Raw genomic sequence first — 26,166 nt, forward strand, 5'->3', positions numbered from 1 at the left:
CATAAAAAAGGCTCCTAACCGAAGTGTAGGAGCCTTTTTTATTTATTTGTCAGCGTTATGACTGTCGTACAACCAGTTTGCCATGTCGACAAACTGCTCGAGCGTTAAGTTCTCAGGACGCATGCTTGGGTTGATACCTAGCTCTTCAAGCACTTCCTTATCGATTAAGCTCTTGTAGCAGTTACGAACTGTTTTACGACGTTGGTTAAAGCCTTCACGACAGACGCGATCTAGCCATTTCAGATCTTTTGCCGGATAAGGCAGCACTTCGTATGGCTGTAGGCGCACGACTGCTGAGTCTACTTTCGGTGGCGGAACGAAGGCCGTTGGTGGAACTTCTAACACAGGCGTTACTTTACAGTAGTATTGAGCCATTACAGTAAGACGACCGTAAGCTTTACTGCCAGGGCCAGCAGCTAGACGGTTAACCACTTCTTTTTGAAGCATAAAGTGCATGTCTTGCACGTCTTTATGGAATTCAAAAAGGTGGAACATCAATGGTGTAGAGATGTTATATGGCAAGTTACCAAAGATGCGTAGCTTATTGTTTGGCTTAACCAGTTCTTGGAAATCGAACTTCATCGCATCGCCTTCACGGATCGTTAGCTTGTCCGCAAGATCTGGATGGTTACGAAGACGTTCTGCAAGGTCTCTATCCAATTCGATAACAGTAAATTTATCGACAAGCTTACCCACAGGCTCAGTAATTGCGCCTAGACCAGGACCGATCTCTACCAAGTTTTGACCTGGTAGTGGGTTAATACTCGATACGATGCCATCAATAATGTATGGATCGTTAAGGAAGTTTTGACCAAAACGTTTACGCGCTTTGTGCCCTAAGTGGACATCATTTCTCATTGCTTTTTCTCTACTAATTCAATGGCGTGCGTGAGCGCTGTTCTAAAGCTCCCTGTATCGGCTTGGCCTTTCCCTGCCAAGTCTAAGGCGGTACCATGGTCGACTGATGTGCGAATAAACGGTAAGCCAAGCGTGATGTTCACTGAGCGACCAAACCCTTTGTATTTCAATACCGGGAGTACTTGGTCGTGATACATACCTAAAACAGCATCTGCATCTTGCAAATATTTTTCATTAAAGATGGTGTCTGCTGGCAATGGGCCAACTAAATTGATGCCATCTTTTTGGCGAATTTTTTCTAGCGTCGGGGTGATAGTTTCAATCTCTTCACGCCCTAAACAACCATCTTCACCAGCATGTGGATTCAAGCCACACACATAGATAGTTGGTTTCTCAATAGCAAATTTTTCAACCAAGTCTTTATTTAGAATAGCAATAATTTGCTCTAATCTGTCTTCGGTCACAGCTTGAGATACATAAGCTAGTGGGATGTGCGTTGTTACTAGCGCAACACGCAGCCCTTCAGTTGCCAACATCATCACCACCAGTGGTGTATTGGACTTCTCTGCAAAGAACTCGGTATGGCCGCTAAAAGCAACGCCAGCTCGGTTAATTACACCCTTGTGAACGGGGCCGGTGACAATAGCATCAAATTCATCATTCATACAGCCAATTGCTGCGGTTTCTAAAGTATTTAATACGTAATGACCATTAGCCTCATTGAGTTGACCTGCAACTGCCGTTTCAGCAAGTGGAACGTGTTTCACTACCAGTGTGCCAGCGCGTTGCGGTTGCTTAGCTGCATTTGCATCGTAGTCCAGAAGATCGACTTCGATACCAAGAATTTTAGCTCGCTCGGATAGCAGTGTTTTATCAGCACAAACCACGAGTTGATGAGGCCAACTTTCTTGAGATAGAGCCAAAGTTAAATCTGGGCCTATCCCTGCTGGTTCACCTGCGGTTATGACAATACGTTTAGTTGTTGTCATCTTGGTCGTCCTCAACCATCTCAACAAAGGCACTTGCTCTTACTTCTTGTAGCCAAGCACCAGCTTCTTCGTTGAATTTACGGTTAAATAGAATTTGGTAAGCTTTGTTTTTCAAAGCTGAATCGGTACGGTCGACTTTGCGACGGTCTAGTACTTCAACAATGTGCCAACCGTGTACGGTTTTGAATGGCGCACTGATTTTGCCTTCTGGTAGCGTTTCTACTTGGTGTTTGAATTCTGGTACATACAAATCTGGTGTTTGGTAGCCTAGCTCACCATCTTGTACTGCAGAACCTGGATCTTGGCTGTATTGCTGTGCAAGGTCGCCAAAGCTCGCTTCACCTGTGTTTACGCGGCGCGTGATCTCTTCAAGTTGTTCTTTCGCGCCATCGTCACTCAAGATTACGGTTGGCTTAATCAATATATGACGAGCATTCACTTCCGTTACTGCTACGGTTTCTAAGCCTTTCACATCTTCAATTTTTAGAATGTGGAAACCTACACCGCTACGGAAAGGACCGATGATGCTGCCTTTATTTTGCATTTTGATCTGGTCAGCAAAAATGGTTGGCATCTCTTCTTTACGCATCCAACCCCAATCACCACCTTGCAGCGCTTTAGGACCCTTAGAGTAAGTATATGCCATGGTGCTGAAATCTTTGCCTGAGTTCAGTTCTTCGACAAGTTCTTTAGCTTGGGCTTCTAGCTCTTCTTTGGTTTGGTCATCATTGAAGCGAAGTTGAATGTGTCCAATCTTGTATTGAACGGTTGCGTTAGTCTCTTGCGCTAAGATATCCGCTAGGTTATCGACCTCTGCAGGAAGGATGTTAATACGACGGCGAACTAGAGCATTGCGAGCCTCACTTGCCGCAATTTCTTTTCTTACTTGCTCTCGAAATGCATTGTAGCTAAGGCCTTCTTCAGCAACCGATGCGGTAAGTTGTTCTACCGTTTGGTTGTTGTCTTTAGCGATACCTTCAATTGCTTGATCAAGTCGAGCATCATCAATACGAACACCGATACGTTCTGCTTCTTGAGTTTGAATAGTATCGATGATCAGTTTTTCTAGTACTTGCTCATTGAGCACATCTTGCGATGGCAATGTTTGCCCGCTTTTTTTTGCGTTGGCACGCAGTGTCTTCATCGAAGCATCGATGTCGCTTTGTAAGATAACGCCTTCGTTAACGATAACTTTTACGCTGTCTAGCTCAACCGGTGCTGCAAAGCTTGTTGATAAAGTACAAGTCGTTGCAATAGCAATTAATGTGCGTTTCCACAATGTCATGTGTAATCCTTTAAATTTACTGATTTCTTATCAGTAAAGAAAATTAGTTGTTTAAGAAGAATGGGCGACCGTAGCTCAATGAGTTATCAGAACTGCTATCCCCAACAGCGCCTGAATCAGAGCCTAAGTTAGTACCAAAGCCGATAATACCGAAATTCACACCAAAGTTATTTTCATATTCAGGCGTGACATTTGGATCACTAATGTTATTTGTCAGCTGGTTACTATACGTAAATCCGATATACCAACAATCCGATTTATAGTTCAAGCGAGCCAACCATTCTAGATTTTCTTGTGTGGTTAAATCATAGAAATATTGAGCACTGGCATTCCACTTCCGCGAAATCTGGTAAGCACCAAGTAAGCCTGCTTGTGAGATACCATCTCTAGTTATTCCTGATACGTCAAAATCAACAGTTTCATTTATGTACTCTTCTGTTACATAGCGATAGTTGGTCTGTATGTAACCGCCTGCGAAGCGATATTCTAATGTGCTGTTGGCAAGTTGCATCGCAGTGGTATCGATGTCGTATTGCACGCCACCATGGTAGAACAGGTAGTCATCATAGTTGAAGTCCATTTCTATAGCCCAAGACGAATAATTAGTTTTGTTATCAGAGTCGTCGTTGTCTAAAGTCTGTTTTGTATTTTTATCGATATAAAAAATCTGACCAAAAGAAATATTCAAACGCTCTTTATACTCATCATCGAAGAAACGAGATGATGCACCATAACTAATTTGATTCGCAGATGCGATACGATCAACACCGCTATATTTACGGCTTCTAAATAGACCATAGTAATCGGTCTGCAGTAGTGTCGTATCGTAAAGACCAATGTCACTTTGATCTTCTTCTGGTACGTAAAGATACTGAACTTGAGGTTCGAGTGTTTGAGTGTAATTGCCCACAATTTTCGTATCACGTTCAAGAACGATACCTGCGTGGCTTCTAAACTCTGGAATAACTCGACTTACTGATTCTTCCAAGCCTTCATAATCAGAGCCTGCGCCGGTATCAACGCCATCAAGGTCTTGTTGATAGTAAGTACCAAGTAGTCGAGCTTCTGTTGTCCAAGTACCCCAAGTGTTACCTACTGGGATTGTAATACCAGGTTCAACGTGAACACGAGTGGCTGATGGTTTGCCTGATGCGTCGGTATCGAACATTGATATATGACTGATTAAGTCAAAATCTAGGTAATCCATTACCTCTGGAGCATAGTAATTGTACTCGAGTTGTGGCATTAGACGATAAGGCAAGTTATTGCTGGTGGTAAGAACTTGGAAGTCTCGAACAAGTACAGACGCATCCCAATTTTGAGAACGGTATGTTGCTTGCCCTTCTTGAAGCAGTTGTCCATCTTCACGGTTACCGATATTTGAGCTCATGTCCGAAAAGTAGTCAATATCACTGACTTTAGAGTAATCAATTTCGAATAACCAAGATTGTTGGAATATTCCTGAATGTTCTAGTTGGAAACCCCAACGATCGCCTAGATCAGTGTACTTTTGATCGTCTGGTAAATATTCAGACTCGATACTACCGGAACCAAAATCGCTTAAATATCTGAATTTACTGTTGAGTTGAGTGCCACGCTCTTGCATGTACTTGAAGGTAGTTTCCAAATCGTAGTCTGGTGCTAAGTTCCAATAAACAGGAATTTCAGCTTCAAAACCATCGCTTGAACCATACGAAACTGTTGGGTACAAGAAACCGGTTTTACGTGTATCACCCACCGGTACTGTTAAGTAAGGTAAGTAAAAGACGGGAACACTTTGGATTTCAAAACGTGGATTATAAAAAGTGGCTTGTTCTTCGTCTTGGTCGACACTGATGCTCGATGCTCTTAGACGCCAAGCATTATCGCCGATAGGGCAAGAGGTAATGGAGCCATCTTCAATCTCATAAACCGCTTTATCTGTTTTTGCTATATAAACAGCATCTCCGCGACCGGGCTCGCAAAGGAATTCGTAATCGGTGTTCTCAAGCGTCATTTCATCTGTAGTCAGATTATTGGTCGCTCTGTCTGAGATAGATTTGATTTGACCATCACTAAAGTTTACGTTGCCTTCAGCTACAACGATATTTTCTTGTTGGTGCAGGGTTACGTTATCGGCAAGGATGGTCTTGTTCCCTTGCGTAACGACTACGTCACCTGAATATATTGCTTTGTCACCATTGATAGCTTCTAGGCGATCTGACTCAACGTGAGCGGGTAGCTGTGTCTCGTTTTCTGCAGCGGGCTCGATCAAGCATTGATCTATAGAGGGCATTTCCTGCACACTACTATCGGTGATTGTTTCAGCTTGAGTTGTCGACACGTATAACGCCGTACTTATAGACGCGGCTAACAAGGAGCGGGAAAAAGATTGCATGAAGTTGAACTATCCTGTGTCACTAGATGAAGGGTTGATCTAGTATCAATCCAATTAATAAAGCATTTTCCTTATGATAAAGGAAATAATAGCATTCAGCATCATCAGACAGCATTACTCAGATAAAATTCATAGATAGAGAACACATAATGCAAATATTTGGCAAAATTTTGGGCGCGTTTTTTGGCTTTTTATTTGGAGGGCCACTCGGTTTAGTTTTTGGTCTGTTTTTAGGACACCAATTCGATAAAGCTCGCGGATTGAACCAATCAGGCTTCAATAGCTCTGGTTTTGGTCGAGGTCCAAGCCAAGCAGAAAGACAGAACGAGTTTTTTAAATCCGCTTTTGCGGTTATGGGGCACGTTGCTAAAGCGAAAGGGCAGGTAACGCCAGAAGAGATTCAACTCGCTTCTACCATGATGGAGCGTATGAACCTGCATGGCGAACAGCGTAAAGCAGCGCAAGATGCATTCCGTGACGGCAAAGAGAGCGACTTCCCTCTGAACGACGTACTTGAGCGAGTTAAAATCTCATCGGGTGGTCGTTTTGATCTTCTGCAGTTCTTTCTAGAGCTTCAGGTATCTGCCGCATTTGCGGATGGAAGTTTGCACCCGAGTGAACGTCAAGTTCTGCATAAAATAGCGCAAGGGCTTGGGTTTTCGGCAGCACAACTAGAACGCCGCTTGCAGATGCAAGAAGCTGCGTTCCGTTTCCAACAGCAAGGTGGAAGCTTTGGTGGCCATCAGGGTCATGGGCAATCATCAGGTTGGCAACAGGCTTCGCAACAGAACCAACTTGGCGACGCATATAAGGTTCTTGGTGTGAGTGAAAGTGCTGACGGTAAAGAGGTGAAGAAAGCCTACCGCAAGCTGATGAATGAACATCACCCAGATAAACTGATGGCGAAGGGCTTACCGCCTGAGATGATGAATGTTGCGAAAGAGAAATCGCAAGAAATTCAGAATGCTTATGACCTGATAAAGAAAGTAAAAGGTTTTAAGTAATTGAACACTAAACCGAGTAATAACAAAGTTACTCGGTTTTTTATTAAAGGGAATTATATGACGGTAACGTATCAGGATGTTCTAGAGTTTTGGTTCGATGAGTTGACGCCTAAAGATTGGTTTACTGGCGGCGCCGAGATTGACACTTTGATAGAGTCTCGATTTTCTGAATTGCATAAAGCAGCCATTCAAGGCGAGCTATTTGAGTGGCGCCAAACTGCGCAAGGACGATTGGCTGAGATTATCGTACTTGATCAGTTTTCTCGAAATATTGGTAGAAAAAGTCCGACAGCATTTTCTGCTGATCCGATGGCGTTGGCTCTAGCCCAAGAGGCGGTAGCGGGTGGTTTTGATCACCAGCTTAACGAGCAACAGAAAAGCTTCCTGTATATGCCTTATATGCACAGTGAATCTTTGTTAGTCCATGAACAAGCCGTGGAACTCTTTTCTCAAACGGGATTAGAGCATAATCTGGACTTTGAGTTTAAGCACAAGGTTATCATTGAGCGATTTGGTCGCTATCCGCACCGTAATGAGGTGTTAGGGCGAGCTTCGACTCCCGAAGAGGTTGAGTTCTTGCAGCAACCGGGCTCAAGCTTTTAATTGTAGAAATACGGTCAAAGAATTGAGAAGAGGCTAGAGGTTAATAAAAACCTCTCGCCTCTTTTTTACTTTAGTGATCAACTTTAGCCTTAGAGCTAGTTTGCTTGGTTGAGCGACCAATCGTATTCATAACTGATGTTTTGAGTATTGGTTACTGCTTCAATTCGATATTGTTCTAAGTGCTGAATAAGCTGTTTCTTCGTACCAAAATCCACAGCAAACCATTCGTAAATCGATGATAGTTGAAGCTTATTGTTTGTAACCATCACGCCTTTGTCACTGCTTACAAACTCAGTTGCAGCTTGCTCTAGCAAGGCTTCAGTATTTTTAGAGGTAAAAGCGTCAGGTTGTAAGTTAGGGCAACCTAGGCTGGCACAGTTCACTGCATAATGCGTGCGAGGATCTTGCCAAATTGGTCTTAGGATTCGGTGTTCAATGTCATTGAGTGTCAGTGATTTCCCATTAACGACTACCACATCATCTCCCCACGGACCGAAACTAAATAGTCCGCCAAGTTTAGTTATGGATTTGATCGGGTAGGCATCAAGAATCAAATCGACAGTCACGGCGTTGTATAGGTTAACCCAATAGGCATACTGCTCCGCTTTTGAATAGTCGAGCGGATTCACCTGTTCGAGTTGCTTGATGTATTGTTTAAGCTTTGTTTTATCGGCGGTGTTCACTGCTTTATAGCGAACTAACGTATTTTGCCCCTGTTTAACCAAGTAGCTATCGAGGAATTGCTGCCAATCTTGATGAGATACCTGTTCTAGGTTGGTTTCGTCGCTTTGCTTCCAGTATGGCCAAAGATCGGATTTAGGCGCAGACCAAGCTAAGGTTGAGAAAAGTAGGCTGACAATAAAAAGTAGTTGTTTCATGGCATTCTCCTGATGACTGACTACTAAGACCTTAAGGCTTACCATTTTCTTTCATTGCTCTTCATTTAAATAAACATATGAAGTTAAGTTAAAAGCTTAGCCAAATAAAAAAGGTTGGCACTTGGCCAACCTTTAGATTTATTCAGAAACGTCTCATTATTTTAGGAAGCTAGGAATCTTAGCTTCAAACTCTGAGATCTTATTGGCATGTTGAAGTGTAAGGCCGATATTATCTAAACCATTCAGTAAGCAGTGACGACGGAACTCATCAATTTCAAACGAGTACTCTTTGCCGTTCGCGCTGACTTTCATTGCTTCTAGATCAACCGTAATTTCTGCACCTTCATTCGCTTCAACGAATTGGAATAGCTCATCAACTTCTTGCTCAGTCAATCGAACTGGCACCATTTGGTTGTTGATCGAGTTACCGTAGAAAATGTCGGCAAAGCTTGGTGCGATCATTACTTGGATACCGTAATCGGCAAGCGCCCACGGTGCGTGTTCACGAGATGAACCACAACCGAAGTTTTCACGAGCTAAAAGAATTGAAGCGCCTTGGTAGCGAGCTTCGTTCATTACAAAATCAGGGTTTGGCTGTTGGCCTGCATCGTCTAGGAAGCGCCAATCGTGGAACAAGTGCTTACCAAAACCGATGCGGTTTACTTTCTGTAGAAACTGCTTTGGAATGATCGCATCAGTATCGATGTTGGCCGTATCTAGAGGAACGACTAATCCGGTGTGTTGTTGAAAACCTGACATGTTAAATCCTCTAATTAAAGTTCACGAATATCGACAAAGTGACCAGCGATAGCCGCTGCGGCTGCCATTGCTGGGCTAACTAGGTGCGTACGACCATCACGGCCTTGGCGACCTTCAAAGTTACGGTTTGATGTAGAAGCACAGCGCTCTTGTGGACCTAGACGGTCGTTGTTCATCGCAAGACACATAGAGCAACCCGGTAAACGCCATTCAAAGCCTGCTTCGATGAAGATCTTATCTAGGCCTTCAGCCTCAGCTTGTGCTTTAACTTGCTCTGAACCCGGAACGATAAGCGCTTGCACATGTTTTGCAACTTGGCGACCTTTCGCTACTGCTGCTGCTGCACGCATGTCTTCGATACGAGAGTTAGTACAAGAACCCACGAACACTTTATCTACGTTGTAATCAGATAGAGATTTACCGGCTTCAAGACCCATGTAAGCCAGCGCTTTTTCAGCTGATGCTTTTTCTACAGGGTCTGCGAAGCTTTCTGGTGCAGGGATTGGTGTGTCTACTGAGATAACCTGACCTGGGTTGGTACCCCAAGTGACTTGTGGTTTGATGTCTGCCGCTTCTAATGTAACAACTGCATCGAATTCTGCATCAGCATCGGTTTTTAACGTATCCCAGTATTCGATTGCTGCTTCTAGGTCTTCGCCTTCTGGAGAGAACTTGCGACCTTTGATGTACTCGTATGTCGTTGCATCTGGAGCGATTAAGCCTGCTTTAGCGCCAAGCTCGATTGCCATGTTACATACTGTCATACGACCTTCCATCGTAAGGTCGGTAATTGCCTCACCACAGAATTCAACTACGTAGCCAGTACCGCCAGCAGCCGTTGTTTTACCGATGATCGCTAGCACGATGTCTTTTGCAGTGATGCCAGGAGTAACCTTGCCTTTTACTTCGATCTTCATGGTTTTAGCGCGAGCTTGTTTTAGCGTTTGCGTAGCTAGAACGTGTTCCACTTCTGAAGTACCGATACCAAATGCTAGTGAACCAAATGCACCGTGTGTAGCCGTGTGCGAGTCACCACATACGATGGTCATGCCCGGTAGCGTAATACCTAGCTCAGGACCCATTACGTGCACAATACCTTGGTATTTGTGGTTTAGATCGTAAAGCGTGACACCAAACTCTTCACAGTTCTTCGATAGCGTTTCCATTTGGATACGAGCCATCTCACCAGAAGCGTTGATGTCTTTAGTTTGTGTCGATACGTTGTGATCCATGGTCGCGAAAGTCTTGCCAACTTGGCGAACTTTGCGGCCTTTCTCACGCAAGCCATCAAATGCTTGTGGCGAGGTTACTTCATGGACTAAGTGGCGATCGATATAAAGAATTGGTGTTTCGCCCTTCGCTGCAACCGCAACGTGAGCGTCATAAACTTTTTCGTATAAGGTTTTTGCGTGCTGGTTTGTCGACATAGCTTTTCTTCCTTGGGAGCATCAGTCCCAGTGTTTGTTTCGAGCCAAGTCATGCGGTTTACGCTGACTTGGCTTGATATTATTCTTATGTACTTGCTTCTAATCGGAGCCTTTAGCTTATGAAGCTAAGATGTACTCAGCGATCTTGTCACCCATTTCAGAGGTAGTCAGCGCTTGGTTTTTGCCAGCAAGGTCTGCCGTTAGCTCGCCTGCAGAAAGTGCTTTAGAAACCGCTGCTTCGATGTCTTGTGCTGCCGCTTCTTCGCCTAGGCTGTAACGAAGCATTAGGGCTGCAGAAAGGATTTGCGCGACTGGGTTTGCGATGTTCTTACCTGCGATATCTGGTGCGCTGCCACCTGCTGGTTCGTATAGGCCGAAGTTGCTTTCATTTAAACTTGCAGAAGGAAGCATACCCATAGAGCCAGTGATCATTGCGCACTCATCAGAGATGATGTCACCAAAGATGTTTGAACATAGCATTACGTCAAACTGAGATGGGTCTTTGATTAGCTGCATGGTCGCGTTGTCGATGTACATGTGGTTTAGCGTTACATCTGGGTAATCTTTTGCGATCTCTTCAACGACTTCACGCCATAGGATAGAGCTCTGTAGAACGTTCGCTTTATCGATTGAGTAAACATTTTTGTTACGTAGGCGTGCAGATTCAAAAGCAATCTTTGCAATACGTTCGATTTCGTAGCGGTGGTAAACCTCGGTATCAAAAGCTTTTTCCGTTGCGCCTTCGCCTTCACGGCCTTTAGGTTGGCCGAAGTAGATACCGCCTGTTAGCTCACGGACTACCACGATGTCGAAACCGTTACCTGAGATGTCAGCACGTAAAGGAGAGAAAGACTCTAGACCTTTATGGATTTGAGCTGGACGTAGGTTACAGAACAGTTGGAAGTGTTTACGTAGAGGAAGTAGGGCACCACGCTCTGGTTGGTCGTTCGGTGGAAGGTGTTCCCATTTAGGACCGCCAACCGAGCCAAAAAGTACTGCGTCAGATTCTTCACAGCCAGTGACTGTTGCTTCTGGAAGTGGACAGCCGTGGTTATCAATTGCAATACCACCAACATCATACTCTTCGCGAGAAAAGCTAATCGCGTGCTTCTTTTCGATCGCGTCTAGCACTTTATGCGCTTGTTGCATTACTTCTGGGCCAATGCCATCACCAGGTAGTACGGCAATTTTGTATGATTTATCAGTCATGTTAATCCTTTAATTCTTTGTTACTGAGCTATTTAGCTCGTTTTAAATTTTGTCCCTAAAGCCAATAACATCGGCTCTAGGGCTCTGTTATTGGGTGTTTAAACTGTTGCGATTCTTTGCTGTTTCATTTCAGCAATGGTGTCTGCGCGTTGAATGCTATTAATAACGTGCAGTAGCGCCTGACCAGAGGCCTCAACGATATCCGTTGAAACGCCTGTACCGTGGTACTTGCGGCCTTTGTAGTTCGCAATAATATCAGCTTGGCCTAAGCCATCTTCGCCTTCACCTTTCGCGGTAAGGTCGAATTTATCCAATGCAATTTCGTAACCCGTTAAGCGGTAGATACATTGGTATAAAGCATCAACCGGGCCGTTACCGACAGCCGCTTCGCATTTCTCTTCATCACCACATTGCAGCTTGATGCTGGTGGTAGACATAACACTACCAGATTGTACGCTTAGGTAGTTAAGTTTATAGAAGTCATCTTCGTCACGTAGATTTGCGAAGTGCATTAGTGCTTCTAGGTCGTAATCGAATACTTGGCCTTTACGGTCAGCCAGTTTCAAAAAGTCTTCGTACAATGAATCTAGGTTGTACTCATTGTCTTTGTAGCCCATTGCGTCCATGTGGCTCTTAACGGCTGCACGACCACTGCGGCTGGTTAGGTTCAATGCTTTGTTTTTCAAGCCAATAGACTCAGGAGTCATGATCTCGTAAGTGTTCTTGTTCTTAAGCATGCCGTCTTGGTGGATACCTGAAGAGTGGCTGAATGCGTTAGCACCGACGATTGCTTTGTTGTCTTGAATTGGCATGTGGCAAAGCTGGCTAACCAACTTACTGGTACGGTGAATCTCTTGATGATCCAAACCAGTATGAACACCTAGTAACTCTTGGCGAGTTTTGATGATCATTGCGATTTCTTCTAAAGAACAGTTACCCGCACGCTCACCAATACCATTGATTGTGCCTTCAATTTGTCGAGCACCTGCTTGAACGGCAGCAATTGAGTTAGCAACCGACATGCCTAAGTCATCGTGACAGTGAACAGAGATGATCGCTTGGTCGATGTTGGGTACGCGATCAAATAGCGTTTGGATAATGCCACCAAACTCATTCGGTACTGTGTAGCCTACGGTGTCTGGAATGTTGATGGTTTTTGCGCCCGCGTTAATCGCGGCTTCAACCATACGACATAGGTTGTCGATAGGTGTACGACCGGCATCTTCACAAGAGAACTCAACATCGTCAGTGTAGTTGCGCGCATGCTTTACCGCTTTCACTGCCATCTCGACAACATCGTCGTAGCTGCGGCGTAATTTATCTTGCACGTGAACCGTCGATGTAGAAATGAAGGTATGAATACGGAACTGCTCAGCCACTTTTAGCGCTTCTGCAGCGGCATCGATATCTTTTGCAACTGCACGAGAAAGCGCACAGATACGGCTATCTTTAATATTTTTTGCGATGGTTTGTACTGATTCGAAATCGCCTGGCGATGACACAGGGAAACCCGCTTCAATAACATCTACACCCAGTCGTTCAAGTGCATAAGCGATCTGTAATTTCTCTTTTACCGTTAAGCTTGCAGCCAACGCTTGCTCGCCATCACGTAAGGTCGTGTCAAAAATTATCACTTGATCGTTCATGGGTGCTTCCTTATATCGATAATGAATCGATTGCTATCCAAATTATTATTGAGAATGATGTTCTTTTAAAAGTGCCAGTTACAAAAAAACCCGCTCAGCGCGGGTTTTAATATTTGTGTAGTTCTTGACCCACAACTTACCCGCGCGATTGGTTCACGATAAGGAGAAGTTTCAGCAGTCGAGAAGAAGAAAAAATCATTACACAAATATCCGTAAATAAACTGTTAACACCATATGTACCGTAATTTATTCTGAGCGTCAAACAAGAAAATCCAATATCAGCATACATTAGCGGCGTTTTGGTTTGGTTTGTGCTGCTTGCGTGTTGTTTGTTGGTGTTATCGGCTGATTGAGCGTTTCGTACTGGGCGGTTAGTTTATCGTTTGGCTTATGTGTAGGTTAAAACTTTGTAGTAAATCTTTTTGATGGAACGATTCACCAATAAAATTAAAAGGGCGGCTAAATTAATTAATCATTTGATTAAATAGTGAGTAATTAATCTTCTACAACCATGTCGATTTATCCCTATAATTAATCGTGTGATTAATTATAGGGATAGGTCTCAGTGATGGCAGCGCGTAAAGCAGGGCGACCTCAACAGAATCTAGATGTACGGCAGTTACTCATTGAGCACGCTCGAGATCTGTTCGTGGTTCAACCGTACGACAAGGTATCGACTCGCTTAGTTGCTGAGCGAGCGGGTGTGAATATTGCGATGATTCGCTATTACTTTGGCAGTAAAGCCGGATTGTTTGAGGCGATGCTGCGTGAAACATTACGCCCTATGCAATTACAAATGCAGAGACTCGTTGATGAAAGCAGTCATGAGAACTTTCTTGATTTAATGCGGACTTACTACAAAGAGATGGTCAAAGTGCCGAAGTTTCCTCGCTTGATAGCCCAAGTGATGAATATGCCTCCCTCTGAAGTGCAAAGAGAGTTGCTCGAAAAGGTTTTCCTCGATGTTGCAAAGCCAGCCCAAGATGTCATTTTTGAAAAGTTGGTTGAACAAGGCATCTTAAAACAGAACATGGATCCAAAATTGTGCCGTATTTCGTATGTAAGCTTGATGGTGTTTCCTTTCATCGCTCCGCCGCCTTTATTGGCAATTCATGGGATTGAGATTAATGAAGAATTTCTTAATCGTTTAATCGAACACAACATTCAATTGATGACTGAAGGCTTTATTAACGCACCGAGCCCTTCTTCCGTGCAGGACCAAAGATAATGAAAATAAATAAAAAACTACTCTTCTTTCCAGCACTTGCGGTTGGTGTTATTGGCCTTGTCGCCGCGATTAACTTGAAGCCAGATCTTCCAACCAAACCTGCGGGTGATAGAGCTCGCTTAGTTGATATAGTAAGCCTAGAACAGCAACTGATAGCACCGTTAGCAGTCGGCTTTGGCAAAGTGGTGCCGAAAGTCGAATGGAAAGCGATTGCTGAGGTGACAGGACAAATCGTGTATCGACATCCAGATCTTGAAAAAGGCCAGGTGATCCCTGCAGGAACGGTCGTGCTCAAGGTTGATCCACTGGATTACGAATTGAAACTGATACAAGCAGAGGCGGATCTAAAATCAAGCCAAACCTCATTAGCGAAACTGAATCAAGAAGAAGACAACCTTAATCAGACTCTTAAGATCGAAAAGAATCGCTTAGTGATCAGTAATAAAGAGCTACAACGTAAACAGGATCTGCGTAAGAAAGGGCTCACTTCGCAGTCTGATGTCGATCTACAAAAACAAAGTGCGCTATCTCAACAGAAGTTGGTATTAGATATCGCGAACCAAATCGCATTAATGCCAGACGAAAAACGTGTCGCGGAAGCGGTGATTAAGGTCAATGTATCTAAAGTGAAAGAGGCGCAACGCTCTCTCGATAAGACCACCATCACTTTGCCAAGAGCGATGCGAATTGCTCAGGTTGATATCGAACAAAATCAAGTGGTTAATCTTCAACAAGAGATGTTTATTGCTCACGGGATTAATGTCATGGAAGTGGAGGCGCAACTTTCTATTCACGATATGCAAACTTTAGCCTCCAGCTTTAACCAGTTTCCTCGCGATGCTGCAGGAATCCCTAATCCTTATGAAGCGCCAATCAAAGCAAGCATTCAACTTAACAGCGGCAACCTGAACCTCAGTTGGCCAGCGAAGGTGGCAAGAATCAGCGAAACAGTTGATGAAAACCAAGCGACGGCGGGGATTATTCTCGAGATCGCTCAAGATTACTCACAATTGCAACCAGACAGCGCGACGCCTTTGGTTAACGGTATGTTTGTCAAAGCTGAGATTGAAGGTGTAGCAAATCTAAGTTGGGTGTTGCCTGAACGAGCGCTACATGGTGACAAAATTTATCTAATGGACGATAACTCTCGTCTGAAAATGGTGAATGTTGAAGTGCTTTATCGTAGAGACAACCAAGTGGTTGTGAACGGGGAGCTTCAAACGGGCGACAAACTGGTTCTCAATGACTTATTACCAGCCATTGAAGGCATGTTACTCAAAGAATCGGGCTCAAAAGAAGTGGCACTTGAACCTGATACTCAGGAGAGTGCGTCATGATCAAGTTTTTCTCTCGGCACCCAACAGCAGCAAACTTGTTGATGCTTGGGTTGTTGATCTTGGGTATCAGCTCACTATCAACCATCAAACGTGAAACCTTCCCCGCTTACGATCCGCCTTACATTATGGCTGCGATTGTCTATCCCGGAGCCTCTCCACAAGAAGTAGAAGAGAGCTTGTGTGTGCGAATGGAAGATGCAGTAGACGGCTTAGCCAACATTGAAGAGACTCAGTGTGAAGCGATCGAAGGCAGCGCTCGTTTAATTCTAAAGTTAAATGAAAAAGCGGACATCGGCCGAATGCTGGTGGATGTGCAAACCCAGATCAACTCGATCAATGATTTCCCGACTGAGATTGAATCGCCTGTTGTTCAAGAGCTGGATTGGAATGAACCGGTTGTCGATATCGCTATAACAGCCGAAACGTCGTGGCCTGAACTCAAAGCTTACGCCGAAGACCTCAAACGTACCATGAAGCTTGATTACGATGTCTCTTTGGTCGAGGTCAGCGGCTTCTCGGATCATCAATATCGAGTGGAACTGGATACGCAAGCCATTCGTCAGCTGGGGTTGAGCGTCGGTGATATTGCGGATCAGATTGGCCGTCAAAATGTAAAACTGCCGAGTGGTAACGTTGAAACACCAGACAAAAACTTTCTGATTCGTTTCGACGAGAGACGAATTACACCTGTTGAACTGGAAAGCATCGTGGTTGGATCTGCGCCTAATGGCTCGGTGATCCGTTTGAGAGACATAGCCAAAATAACCGACCGCTTTGAGCTTGATGAACAAAAGGTGTTATTTGATGGCAAGCCTTCGGCGCTGCTTAAGATCAGTAAGAACAAAGAAGACGATGCGCTGCGAATCAAAGAGAGCGTAACACGATTCGTTGAAGATCAAAGCGCGATTGCTCCTGATGGCGTGACACTACAAATGACCAACGATCTCTCTTCTGTACTTTGGGATCGTCTAACCATGATGGTGAGCAACGGCTGGCAAGGTATTGTGCTGGTGTTCGCAACTATGTGGCTGTTCTTCAGCTTACGTTATTCATTTTGGGTGGCTGCTGGCCTGCCAGTTGCCTTCCTTGGTGGCTTGTTCTTAATGGCCAACCTTGGTTTGTCGATTAACATTATGTCGCTGGTTGGGTTGTTGATGGCAATCGGTATTATGATGGATGACGCCATTGTGATCGCCGAATCGATAGCCTCCCATTTAGATCGGGGGCAAAACGTTGACGATGCGGTGTACAACGGTGTTAAGAAGGTGCTTCCCGGAGTGTTGTCTTCTTTCCTAACCACGGTGTGTATTTTCGGTAGTTTACTGTTTCTTGATGGTGAGATGGGCGCGGTGCTTAAGGCCGTTCCTCAAGTCTTGATTTTGGTGCTGTCGTTGAGCTTGATTGAAGCCTTCTTGATTCTACCTAATCACCTATCTCATTCATTACATAAAGAAAAGAATGACAAGCCAGCGCTGCGTTTTAAGGTTGTGTTACTTGAGAAATTCGAGAACTTTCGTAATACCACTTTGATGAACATGGTTGAGAAAGTCGTGACCTTCCGTTATGCCTTTATGGGCGGAGTGATTACGCTGTTGTTACTTTCGGTCGCCTTGATTGCTGGTGGTGTTGTCAAATTCCAACCGTTCCCTGAGTTGGATGGCGATATTGCCGAGGCGCGTATCATTCTTCCGCCGGGGGCGTCACTGTCTCAAACCGAGATAGTGGTCGATAAGATTGTTGCATCAGCCGAGCGTTTAAATGCGCAGTGGAGCGAAGAGGTCGAAGAAGGCAACACCTTGGTTGAGCACATTACTAGCCAATTTAATGCCAACGCAGATGCCAATGAATCCGGTCCGCACTTAGCTACCGTGCGCTTAGACTTACGCGGAGCAGAGAGTCGTAACACGGTTATTGATGATTTCATTGATGCATGGCGAGAAGACATCGGTGACTTGGCTGATCCTATCTCGTTAGTTTTCAAGCAACCGACCATGGGACCGGGCGGCCGTGCGATTGAGATTCGTGCTAAGCATGATGACCTGAGCGCATTGAAATCGGCTTCTTTGGATATTCAGGAATACCTTAATCAGTTTGATGGGGTGCACGGCGTGCTTGATGACATGCGCATGGGTAAAGAAGAGATCTTGGTGAAGCTGCGCCCTGGAGCCGAAACCTACAATGTGAATGGGCAGATGATTGCATCTCAGTTACGAGCGGCTTTCTTTGGGCAAACGGCGGACGAGATTCAAATCGGTGTTGAGAATATCTCGATTGAAGTGCGTCTTGATAAGGAACAAGCGGGCGACATACAGCAGCTAGCTAACTTCCCAATCATTACCGCAGATGGCAGTCAGATCCCGCTAGCAACGTTGGCGACATTAGATTTCCAGCGTAACTACGTGCGAATTCAGCGTATTGATGGGCTGAGAACCATCAGTATTTTTGGTGATATTGATAATAAGAAAGCGAGTTCATCCGCGATTCTGGCTCAGTTCCAAAAAGATGAAGCCGCCAAACTTATTCAGAAGTACCCGGGTTTACGCTTTGATTTCGAAGGGGAGGCCAAGGATGCAGCCAAGACTGGCGCTTCGATGGGCAAAGGATTCTTGCTCGGCTTATTCGGCGTGTTTGCGATTCTTAGCTATCAGTTCAGAAGCTATTTAGAGCCTGTGGTCGTGATGTTAGCGATTCCACTCGCTTTTATTGGGGTGGTCGTTGGTCACTGGATACTTGGCCATTCTTTGAGTATGCCAAGCATGATGGGCTTTGTGTCGCTTGCCGGAATTGTGGTTAATGATTCCATCTTGTTGGTGCAGTACATTCGTCACCATGTCGATGAGGGAGATAGCGTGCATGACTCGGTGGTGAAAGCCAGTCGCGAGCGTTTCCGAGCGGTATTCTTGACCTCAATGACGACTGCGGCAGGTTTGCTACCGCTGTTGACGGAAACCAGCTTACAGGCTCAGGTTATCCAGCCATTGGTTATTTCGATCGTATTCGGCATATTTGCCTCGACCTTACTGGTGCTGTTTATGACCCCTGCTGCTTACGCGATATTGGCGGATTTCGGTTTGGTTAAAAAGCACGAGCCACTAGCGCTATAGCCTTTAGCGTTTAATTATTTGCGAGCTCTATTATCATTAGCGAACGCTATAACCATTAACACGATAGAAGTAGCGTTTGCTTGCTTATATAAAGAATTGAAAACATAGAAGAATAAAGCGGCCTTGGGTCGCTTTATTTTTATCGGTCGCTTCTATCGCCATCCTGACTTGATCCATTGACCAGCCTATCAAGCATGGGAAATTTCATTTTAGTTCATTCAAAATGTCACTTAACTGTCATTTGTTGAGCATAACTTGAGCCTTAACTGAATAAGGATTGTTAAGGAGATCGTATGCGTACTATCGAACCTATTGTCCGCTGGGATGTGGCATTTTCTGTTTTCTGTTTAAACAACCGCTATGGCGGGCAACATGCAACGCTCAGTAAAGCGGTGTCTCATACTGGAGATGGACACCTTTATGTTTTGATTGCCTTGATTGCACTGCTGGTCGATAGCAACACCGGTCGAGACTTTCTTTTGGTGGGCTTAACCGCCTTCGCAATCGAACTGCCTATTTACTGGTTTGCTAAAAATACCCTCAAGCGCCGTCGACCAGCTGAATTCTCTTCACTACTTCACTCTCATATTGTGCCATCCGATAAATACAGTCTGCCTTCAGGGCATTCCGCTGCTGCTTTTGTTATGGCGACCCTAATCGGGCATTTCTATCCGAGCTTGTACCTCTTTAGCTTGGTGTGGGCAACTGCGATTGCAGGCTCTCGAATCCTGCTCGGTGTGCACTTTTTAACGGACGTACTGATTGGCGCAGCCTTGGGCATCGCTTGTACCAGCCTAGCTATCAGCTTCATCCTGTAATTATTTTGTTGGCAACCACTGCCGAGCTTAAGTGGTAAATTTAAAGGAACATGCATGAAAATTTTATATGGCGTACAAGGCACAGGAAATGGGCACATCGCTCGAGCGAGAGCAATGGCCGTCGCTTTTCGTCAGCAAAATATTGATGTCGATTTTCTGTTCTCTGGGCGAGATGAGAGCAAATACTTTTCGATGGAAGCGTTTGGCAACTATCAGACCCGCAGCGGCTTAACTTTTTACAGCGAGCAGGGGCAGGTTAAATACGGCAAAACATTCATGAAGAACAACATCTGGCGATTTCTCCGTGAGATTAACCAGATCGATCTTACGCCTTATGACTTAGTGATTAATGATTTTGAGCCTGTCACTGCATGGGCGGCTAAGAGACAAGGTGTGCCATGCATTGGGATAAGCCACCAGAATGCGTTTCGTTATGATGTACCCAAAGAAGGGGGCAACTGGATTGAACATTCAGTGATTCAACATTTCGCCCCAACCGAGCACTCTATTGGCTTGCACTGGTATCACTTTGAACAGCCGATTTTGCCGCCTATCGTTCACACGCTGGTTGGTGAGCAACAAACCAAAACAGCACAAGACTTTACGTTGGTCTATTTGCCATTTGAGGATCTTGAGTCGATCTCAGAGCTGCTGATGAAGTTCATTTCGCAAAACTTTGTCTGTTACCACCCGGATGTGATTGAGCATAGCCGAGTTGAAAATATTGAGTTCAAACCACTGAGTCATGCGGGCTTTCAATTCGACCTCAATCAGTGCTCTGGTGTGGTCGCAAATGGCGGCTTTGAATTGCCATCTGAAGCCCTAACTTTGGGGAAGAAATTGCTTCTCAAACCACTCGAAGGACAGTTCGAACAACAGAGCAATGTGGCGACGCTAGAGGCCCTTGGGTTAGCTCAAACCATGACGTTTTTAGATGCGGCTATCTTGCGCGCTTGGCTCAGTGAAAAACAGGCCGAAGTGGTCACCTATCCAGACGTGGCAAGTGCACTCGTTGAGTGGGTATTAGCAGGGAATTGGTCTAATCAAGATGATTTAAGAAAGCAACTTTGGGACAAGGTCGACTTTCCAAGTTATGCATCGCTCACCTAACTCATAAGTGCTATTTCTGAATTGACCGGTTGAACAATTCACGAGTTCAATAAATTGTAACAAATGTAACCAAACGATAGAACAGCTAAATAAGTCGAAATTAAACTCATAAGTGACGCATTTTATGTTTTTTTATAACTCTATAAATAATTGATTTTTAGATGTTATTTAATAATTAAGGTAAAATAAAATTATTCTTTATCAATCTTGTTGGTAGCTCGAGATGCATTGGTTAATAGTAATGTCAATCCGAAAAACATCGGTCTGATAAATATAAGAATTAGTGGTTATCTATTCTCATACCATTACCAATTTAACGCTGTCGAACCGACAAGAGGCAACTTGAATGTTAGATAAGAAAGACGCAATGAGTGCTATTGCAAGCTACAGAATGGAAAGCACACTTCGTGGAGTCGACTTAAATCTTTTGACTGTATTTGATGCAGTTATGCAAGAGCAAAACATTACACGTGCAGCTCACAATCTGGGTATGTCTCAGCCTGCTGTAAGTAACGCTGTTGCTCGTCTAAAAGTGATGTTTAACGACGAACTATTCATGCGCCAAGGTCGTGGTATTCAACCGACTCAACGTGCACGTCAGTTGTTTGGTCCTATCCGCCAAGCGCTACAATTAGTACGCAACGAACTACCAAGTTCTGTGTTCTCTCCAGAGTCTTCTTCTCGCCTGTTCAAGCTTGCGATTTGCAGCCCTTGTGACATGCGTTTTGCACCTAAGATTATGTCGACTATCAACGAGCAAGCACCTAGCGTGAAACTGCACATGGATGCTGAATTCGATCGTCAACTTTCTGAGCGCATGCGCTACCAAGAAATCGACTTCGTGATCGATTACGCTCGCTTTGATGAGCAAGGTTTCTCAAGCACTGAAATCTTCCAAGATGAGTTGGTTGTTGTCGCTTCTGCTTCTCACCCACGCATTAACGGTGAAGTAACAGCGGCAGAGCTGCTTAACGAAAAGCACGCGAAATTGTCTCGCATTCACGGTCAACGTAGCTTCTCTGAGCAAGCTTACCGTGACCTAGACTGCATGCCTTTCTACGAAGGCACGAGCCTAAGCAACGTTCTTTACGTTGTAGGTCAGTCTGAACTAGTAACGATTGCTCCTCGTTGGATGGTAGAACATGCAGCAAACAAAGAGCAGCTTCAGATTCTAGATTTCCCATGTGATAATGCGGCAATTTCAGGCTTCCTAAGCTGGCACGAATCAAGTGAAAAGGACAAAGGACACATTTGGTTACGAGATCAGTTAATGATGATCTGTGGCGAAGTAGTGGCACTTAACTAGACACTAATCCCTATGTTTTATAAGCCCTAAGCTAGGAGTCTGGCTTGGGGCTTTTTTGTACCTGCTATTTTTGTTGATAGAAAACTTAGCGTGAGACGTACTATTACTTATAACTTTGAGCTTCATCAGTTGCCTTTTCCATGATCAGAGGTACACTTGTGCGCTCAAAAAAGCTTACAGGTGTAAGCCAAAGGTAAAGAGATGGCCAATTTAGATTTTCATATCGTAAAAAGACTTCGTGACCAAATTGCCCAAGGCGGCAACCGTACAGCTTTGAAGCACAAAGTAGACAATGTATGGCAAGGTATTAGCTGGGAGCAGTTTGGACAACAAATCGATACGCTTTCATTAGCACTGTTGGCTCAAGGACTGAGAGTTCAGGATAAGATCGGTATCTATTCGAACAATATGCCTCAATGGACCGTGGCAGATTTTGCATCGTTACAAGCACGCCTTGTGACTGTGCCGATTTATCCAACGAATACAGCAGCACAGTCTTCTTACATCATCCAAAATGCGGATGTGAAGATCTTATTCGTTGGTGAGCAAGTTCAATTCGATGCGGCGGTTAGCCTGTTTGAAGAGTGCGAGCAGCTAGAAGTTGTTGTGGCTATGTCTGATGACATCGACCTGCAAGGACACAGCTTTGCCGTATCTTGGAATGACTTCATGGCGCGTGGCGTTGAAGCACAACAAGCTGAACTTGACGTGCGTCTTGCTGATGCAAGCATGGACGACCTGCTGACTCTTATCTATACCTCTGGTACCACAGGTCAGCCAAAAGGCGTAATGCTTGATTACACCAACATTGGCTACCAGTTAGAAGGCCACGATGAGCGCCTTAGCCTGAGCAAAGACGATGTCTCATTGTGTTTCCTACCGTTATCACACGTATTTGAGCGTGCTTGGACGTTCTACGTTCTTTATAAAGGCGCAACCAACTGCTACCTGCAAGATACGATGCAAGTGCGTGATGCGCTAAGTGATGTGAAACCTACTGTAATGTGTGCGGTTCCACGCTTCTACGAGAAGATCTTCTCTGCGATTCACGAGAAGGTATCTAAAGCACCATTTATTCGTAAAGTGCTATTTACTTGGGCGGTGAACATGGGAGCAAAGCTTTCAGTTTGTCACCAAGAAGGTCGTACTCCATCGTTGATGCTGAAGAAGAGCCATGCGCTAGCTGATAAGCTTGTGCTATCTAAACTGCGCGCTCTACTCGGCGGTAACATCAACTTCATGCCATGTGGTGGCGCGAAGCTTGATGAGACGATTGGTCGTTTCTTCCATGCTATCGGCATCAACGTAAAACTTGGCTACGGCATGACAGAAACCACGGCAACAGTATCTTGTTGGGATGATCGCTGTTTTAACCCTGATTCGATTGGTATGTCGATGCCGGGCGCAGAAGTAAAAATTGGTGCTAAGGACGAGATTCTTGTTCGCGGTCCAATGGTGATGCGTGGCTACTACAAGATGCCAGAAGAGACAGCTAAGACATTCGATGAGCACGGTTTCTTGAAAACCGGTGATGCGGGTCATTTTGATGAAAATGGTAACCTGTTCATTACTGATCGTATCAAAGAGCTGATGAAAACTTCTGGTGGTAAGTATATTGCCCCGCAAGTGGTTGAAGGTGCGATTGGTAAAGATCACTTTATCGAACAGATTGCTGTTATCGCTGATACACGCAAATTCGTTTCTGCGCTGATTGTTCCTTGTTATGACTCGCTAGAAGAGTACGCCAAAGAGCTTAATATCAAGTATCACGATCGCGTTGAACTGGTTAAGCACCACCAAATCGTCGAGATGCTAGAAAAGCGTGTGAATGACCTACAGCAAGAACTGGCTAAGTTTGAGCAAGTGAAGAAATTCAAACTGCTACCAAAAGCATTTTCTATGGATGATGGTGAACTGACACCAACTCAAAAATTGCGTCGTAAAGTTATCAACGATAAGTATCAAGACGAAATCGAAGAAATGTACAACGAAAAGCCTAAAGATAAGTAGTTTTCTGCTTAGATAAATTTTCAGTTGTTTAAAAATCCCCCTACGAATGTGATTGCATTTTTAGGGGGATTTTTTGTATCTAATGACACAGCACAATGTGCGAAAGCGCACACCAGCAAGCTCGCGGTTTATCGATAAATAGCGATCTATTAAAATATTAAGTGCTTTTTTTTGTTCTCTAACTAGTGTTTAAACCTGGCGTGGGGGGCTGAGTTGGGTTTTATTTAATGCTTTGAGCTAATAGTTGGTTTTTTGGCACAGTTGCCGAATAACAGGTGTTAGACCAGATGATAATAAAGCGTTAAAGTTGTTTCGTATTACTGTTTGTTGTTATCACGACAGACAGCCATAGCCGAAAAAGTGGAAGTATTTCGAATTAGGCTACGAATAAGCCCTAGACTATGAAAAACCAGCCCAACATGTTCACCAAATATGATTGGAAACTGGTGAGGAGAGCAATATGACAACAAAACCTGAAACAGCCATGTCATCCGGCGCTGAAATGTTATCCGGCGCTGAGATGGTGGTGCAGTCTCTAATTGAAGAGGGTGTAGAACAAATCTTTGGTTACCCAGGTGGTTCTGTACTTGATATCTACGATGCGCTGCATGCTAAAACTGCTGAAATTAAACACGTATTAGTACGACATGAACAAGCCGCTACCCACATGGCTGATGGCTATACTCGTTCTACCGGCAAACCGGGCGTAGTACTTGTGTGTTCTGGTCCAGGTGCGACCAATACCGTTACTGGCATTGCAACAGCCTACATGGACTCAATCCCAATGATTGTTATTTCTGGTAACGTACCAAATAACCTCATTGGTAATGACGCCTTCCAAGAGTGTGACATCGTGGGTGTATCACGCCCGATCGTTAAACACAGCTTCTTAGTTAAGAAAGCGGAAGATATCCCTGAAGTCGTTAAAAAAGCATTCTATATTTCAACGACAGGGCGTCCCGGTCCTGTGGTTATTGATCTGCCGAAAGACATCTTAAACCCACAAATCAAGCTTCCTTATGAATACCCAGAAACGCTCAAAATGCGTTCGTATAACCCAACGGTTACGGGTCATAAAGGTCAGATCAAAAAGGCGCTAAAAGCCCTTCTTGAAGCGAAGAAGCCGGTACTTTATGTCGGTGGTGGTGCGGTTATTTCTGAGGCAGATAAGCCGCTGTTAAAATTAGCAGAGGCACTGAATTTACCTGTGGTAAGCACCCTAATGGGGCTTGGCGCTTTCCCTGGCACCCATAAGAACTCTTTGGGTATGTTAGGCATGCATGGTTTATATGAAGCCAATATGGCGATGCACAATGCGGATTTGATCTTTGGTATTGGCGTACGTTTCGATGATCGAACGACCAATAACCTAGATAAGTACTGCCCTGATGCGAAGATCATGCACATTGATATCGACCCATCTTCGATCTCTAAGAACGTAAAAGTGGATCTACCGATTGTAGGTTCTGCTGAAAAGGTTCTAGAGAGCATGGTGAACTTGCTCGTTGAGCAAGGCGGCACTAACGATGCAGAAGCGATTGAAAGCTGGTGGAGTGAAATCAAGCAGTGGCAAGAGCGTGACTGCCTAGCTTACGAGAAATCGTCTGAGCGCATCAAACCACAGCAAGTAATTGAAACACTGCATAAAGTAACCAATGGCGATGCCTATGTTGCTTCTGACGTAGGTCAACACCAAATGTTTGCTGCTTTATACTACCCGTTTAACAAGCCACGTCGTTGGATTAACTCTGGTGGTCTAGGCACGATGGGCTTTGGCCTGCCTGCTGGTATGGGCGTTAAGTTTGCTAAGCCAGATGAAGAGGTGGTTGTGGTAACCGGTGACGGCAGCATTCAAATGAATATCCAAGAGCTGTCGACTGCGCTGCAATACAATATCCCGGTTAAGATTATTAATCTTAATAACCGTTTCCTAGGCATGGTAAAACAGTGGCAAGACATTGTTTATCAAGGCCGTTACTCTAACTCATATATGGACTCTGTTCCTGATTTTGCTGCTATCGCTGAGGCTTATGGCCACGTTGGTATGCGCATTTCATCTCCGGATGAACTGGAATCAGGTTTGGAAAAAGCACTAGCGATGAAAGACCGTTTGGTATTTGTCGATATTAGTGTGGATGACACCGAGCACGTATACCCAATGCAGATCAAAGGCGAGGGTATGGATAACATGTGGCTAAGCAAAACGGAGAGAACATAA

At 44.6% G+C, this 26,166-nt stretch carries 19 protein-coding genes; 10 read left to right on the forward strand and 9 right to left on the reverse strand.

What is annotated here, in order from left to right; all coding sequences use genetic code 11:
* Positions 1 to 42: 42 nt before the first annotated feature.
* Genes rsmA through lptD form a run of 4 tightly spaced genes read right to left on the reverse strand, consistent with a single transcriptional unit; the run spans position 43 to position 5,509 of the window.
* The gene (rsmA, locus tag AB4486_RS16040) at positions 43 to 858 is read right to left on the reverse strand and encodes a 16S rRNA (adenine(1518)-N(6)/adenine(1519)-N(6))-dimethyltransferase RsmA (protein WP_017062942.1); all 816 of its coding nucleotides are present in this window, start codon (positions 856 to 858) and stop codon (positions 43 to 45) included.
* Positions 855 to 1,847 (reverse strand): 4-hydroxythreonine-4-phosphate dehydrogenase PdxA, encoded by a 993-nt coding sequence (gene pdxA / locus AB4486_RS16045; protein WP_017062941.1) that lies wholly within the window; start codon positions 1,845 to 1,847, stop codon positions 855 to 857. The genes rsmA and pdxA overlap by 4 nt, the downstream gene beginning before the upstream one ends.
* On the reverse strand, positions 1,834 to 3,132 hold the full coding sequence (surA, locus tag AB4486_RS16050; RefSeq protein ID WP_372117736.1) for a peptidylprolyl isomerase SurA: 1,299 nt from the start codon (positions 3,130 to 3,132) through the stop codon (positions 1,834 to 1,836). The genes pdxA and surA overlap by 14 nt, the downstream gene beginning before the upstream one ends.
* Before the next feature lie 43 nt (positions 3,133 to 3,175).
* Complete coding sequence (lptD, locus tag AB4486_RS16055) at positions 3,176 to 5,509, reverse strand: LPS assembly protein LptD (RefSeq protein WP_372117739.1); 2,334 nt, start codon at positions 5,507 to 5,509, stop codon at positions 3,176 to 3,178.
* A 149-nt stretch (positions 5,510 to 5,658) separates the two neighbouring features.
* Here lptD and djlA point away from each other — a divergent pair, with 149 nt between their 5' ends.
* Positions 5,659 to 6,513 (forward strand): co-chaperone DjlA, encoded by an 855-nt coding sequence (gene djlA, locus AB4486_RS16060; protein WP_017061385.1) that lies wholly within the window; start codon positions 5,659 to 5,661, stop codon positions 6,511 to 6,513.
* Positions 6,514 to 6,570: 57 nt separating this feature from the next.
* Positions 6,571 to 7,116, forward strand: coding sequence for a DUF924 family protein (locus AB4486_RS16065; RefSeq protein ID WP_372117742.1), 546 nt, complete (start codon positions 6,571 to 6,573; stop codon positions 7,114 to 7,116).
* Positions 7,117 to 7,211: 95 nt separating this feature from the next.
* On the opposite strand, the gene AB4486_RS16070 is transcribed toward AB4486_RS16065, so the two are convergent.
* From AB4486_RS16070 to leuA, 5 genes are all read right to left on the reverse strand, one after another.
* Positions 7,212 to 7,994: a DUF547 domain-containing protein gene (locus AB4486_RS16070; protein WP_102393669.1), complete on the reverse strand. Its 783-nt coding sequence runs from the start codon at positions 7,992 to 7,994 to the stop codon at positions 7,212 to 7,214.
* Between the two features lie 156 nt (positions 7,995 to 8,150).
* On the reverse strand, positions 8,151 to 8,753 hold the full coding sequence (leuD, locus tag AB4486_RS16075) for a 3-isopropylmalate dehydratase small subunit (protein WP_102332756.1): 603 nt from the start codon (positions 8,751 to 8,753) through the stop codon (positions 8,151 to 8,153).
* A 14-nt stretch (positions 8,754 to 8,767) separates the two neighbouring features.
* Positions 8,768 to 10,180 (reverse strand): 3-isopropylmalate dehydratase large subunit, encoded by a 1,413-nt coding sequence (gene leuC, locus AB4486_RS16080; protein ID WP_017062936.1) that lies wholly within the window; start codon positions 10,178 to 10,180, stop codon positions 8,768 to 8,770.
* A gap of 117 nt (positions 10,181 to 10,297) precedes the next feature.
* Entirely contained in the window at positions 10,298 to 11,389 is a 1,092-nt protein-coding gene (gene leuB, locus AB4486_RS16085; RefSeq protein WP_017061390.1) for a 3-isopropylmalate dehydrogenase, read from the reverse strand.
* Positions 11,390 to 11,487: 98 nt separating this feature from the next.
* Positions 11,488 to 13,035, reverse strand: a complete 1,548-nt coding sequence (gene leuA / locus AB4486_RS16090) for a 2-isopropylmalate synthase (protein ID WP_372117746.1) — start codon at positions 13,033 to 13,035, stop codon at positions 11,488 to 11,490.
* A 568-nt stretch (positions 13,036 to 13,603) separates the two neighbouring features.
* On the opposite strand from leuA, the gene AB4486_RS16095 reads away from it, so the two are divergent.
* The 8 genes from AB4486_RS16095 to AB4486_RS16130 all read left to right on the forward strand — a co-directional run bounded on the left by AB4486_RS16095 (position 13,604) and on the right by AB4486_RS16130 (position 26,166).
* On the forward strand, positions 13,604 to 14,263 hold the full coding sequence (locus tag AB4486_RS16095; RefSeq protein ID WP_017062933.1) for a TetR/AcrR family transcriptional regulator: 660 nt from the start codon (positions 13,604 to 13,606) through the stop codon (positions 14,261 to 14,263).
* Positions 14,263 to 15,600, forward strand: a complete 1,338-nt coding sequence (locus AB4486_RS16100) for an efflux RND transporter periplasmic adaptor subunit (protein WP_372117748.1) — start codon at positions 14,263 to 14,265, stop codon at positions 15,598 to 15,600. Before AB4486_RS16095 ends, AB4486_RS16100 begins: the two co-directional genes overlap by 1 nt.
* On the forward strand, positions 15,597 to 18,704 hold the full coding sequence (locus tag AB4486_RS16105; protein WP_372117751.1) for an efflux RND transporter permease subunit: 3,108 nt from the start codon (positions 15,597 to 15,599) through the stop codon (positions 18,702 to 18,704). The genes AB4486_RS16100 and AB4486_RS16105 overlap by 4 nt, the downstream gene beginning before the upstream one ends.
* A 293-nt stretch (positions 18,705 to 18,997) precedes the next feature.
* Positions 18,998 to 19,522, forward strand: coding sequence for a phosphatase PAP2 family protein (locus AB4486_RS16110; RefSeq protein ID WP_017062930.1), 525 nt, complete (start codon positions 18,998 to 19,000; stop codon positions 19,520 to 19,522).
* 54 nt (positions 19,523 to 19,576) lie between these two features.
* The gene (locus tag AB4486_RS16115; protein ID WP_017068817.1) at positions 19,577 to 20,632 is read left to right on the forward strand and encodes an MJ1255/VC2487 family glycosyltransferase; all 1,056 of its coding nucleotides are present in this window, start codon (positions 19,577 to 19,579) and stop codon (positions 20,630 to 20,632) included.
* A gap of 346 nt (positions 20,633 to 20,978) precedes the next feature.
* The gene (leuO, locus tag AB4486_RS16120) at positions 20,979 to 21,938 is read left to right on the forward strand and encodes a transcriptional regulator LeuO (RefSeq protein ID WP_017062928.1); all 960 of its coding nucleotides are present in this window, start codon (positions 20,979 to 20,981) and stop codon (positions 21,936 to 21,938) included.
* 201 nt (positions 21,939 to 22,139) lie between these two features.
* The gene (locus tag AB4486_RS16125) at positions 22,140 to 23,948 is read left to right on the forward strand and encodes a long-chain fatty acid--CoA ligase (protein ID WP_017062927.1); all 1,809 of its coding nucleotides are present in this window, start codon (positions 22,140 to 22,142) and stop codon (positions 23,946 to 23,948) included.
* Positions 23,949 to 24,408: 460 nt separating this feature from the next.
* Positions 24,409 to 26,166, forward strand: coding sequence for an acetolactate synthase 3 large subunit (locus tag AB4486_RS16130; RefSeq protein WP_017062926.1), 1,758 nt, complete (start codon positions 24,409 to 24,411; stop codon positions 26,164 to 26,166).

Source organism: Vibrio sp. 10N.222.55.C6 (assembly GCF_041473395.1).
Taxonomy (GTDB): domain Bacteria; phylum Pseudomonadota; class Gammaproteobacteria; order Enterobacterales; family Vibrionaceae; genus Vibrio; species Vibrio crassostreae_C.

What these genes read in the sequence shown, in the direction of transcription:
- rsmA (WP_017062942.1), bottom strand. Translation starts at nt 858, where the DNA reads ATGAGAAATGATGTCCACTTAGGGCACAAAGCGCGTAAACGTTTTGGT.
- pdxA (WP_017062941.1), bottom strand. Translation starts at nt 1,847, where the DNA reads ATGACAACAACTAAACGTATTGTCATAACCGCAGGTGAACCAGCAGGG.
- surA (WP_372117736.1), bottom strand. Translation starts at nt 3,132, where the DNA reads ATGACATTGTGGAAACGCACATTAATTGCTATTGCAACGACTTGTACT.
- lptD (WP_372117739.1), bottom strand. Translation starts at nt 5,509, where the DNA reads ATGCAATCTTTTTCCCGCTCCTTGTTAGCCGCGTCTATAAGTACGGCG.
- djlA (WP_017061385.1), top strand. Translation starts at nt 5,659, where the DNA reads ATGCAAATATTTGGCAAAATTTTGGGCGCGTTTTTTGGCTTTTTATTT.
- AB4486_RS16065 (WP_372117742.1), top strand. Translation starts at nt 6,571, where the DNA reads ATGACGGTAACGTATCAGGATGTTCTAGAGTTTTGGTTCGATGAGTTG.
- AB4486_RS16070 (WP_102393669.1), bottom strand. Translation starts at nt 7,994, where the DNA reads ATGAAACAACTACTTTTTATTGTCAGCCTACTTTTCTCAACCTTAGCT.
- leuD (WP_102332756.1), bottom strand. Translation starts at nt 8,753, where the DNA reads ATGTCAGGTTTTCAACAACACACCGGATTAGTCGTTCCTCTAGATACG.
- leuC (WP_017062936.1), bottom strand. Translation starts at nt 10,180, where the DNA reads ATGTCGACAAACCAGCACGCAAAAACCTTATACGAAAAAGTTTATGAC.
- leuB (WP_017061390.1), bottom strand. Translation starts at nt 11,389, where the DNA reads ATGACTGATAAATCATACAAAATTGCCGTACTACCTGGTGATGGCATT.
- leuA (WP_372117746.1), bottom strand. Translation starts at nt 13,035, where the DNA reads ATGAACGATCAAGTGATAATTTTTGACACGACCTTACGTGATGGCGAG.
- AB4486_RS16095 (WP_017062933.1), top strand. Translation starts at nt 13,604, where the DNA reads ATGGCAGCGCGTAAAGCAGGGCGACCTCAACAGAATCTAGATGTACGG.
- AB4486_RS16100 (WP_372117748.1), top strand. Translation starts at nt 14,263, where the DNA reads ATGAAAATAAATAAAAAACTACTCTTCTTTCCAGCACTTGCGGTTGGT.
- AB4486_RS16105 (WP_372117751.1), top strand. Translation starts at nt 15,597, where the DNA reads ATGATCAAGTTTTTCTCTCGGCACCCAACAGCAGCAAACTTGTTGATG.
- AB4486_RS16110 (WP_017062930.1), top strand. Translation starts at nt 18,998, where the DNA reads ATGCGTACTATCGAACCTATTGTCCGCTGGGATGTGGCATTTTCTGTT.
- AB4486_RS16115 (WP_017068817.1), top strand. Translation starts at nt 19,577, where the DNA reads ATGAAAATTTTATATGGCGTACAAGGCACAGGAAATGGGCACATCGCT.
- leuO (WP_017062928.1), top strand. Translation starts at nt 20,979, where the DNA reads ATGTTAGATAAGAAAGACGCAATGAGTGCTATTGCAAGCTACAGAATG.
- AB4486_RS16125 (WP_017062927.1), top strand. Translation starts at nt 22,140, where the DNA reads ATGGCCAATTTAGATTTTCATATCGTAAAAAGACTTCGTGACCAAATT.
- AB4486_RS16130 (WP_017062926.1), top strand. Translation starts at nt 24,409, where the DNA reads ATGACAACAAAACCTGAAACAGCCATGTCATCCGGCGCTGAAATGTTA.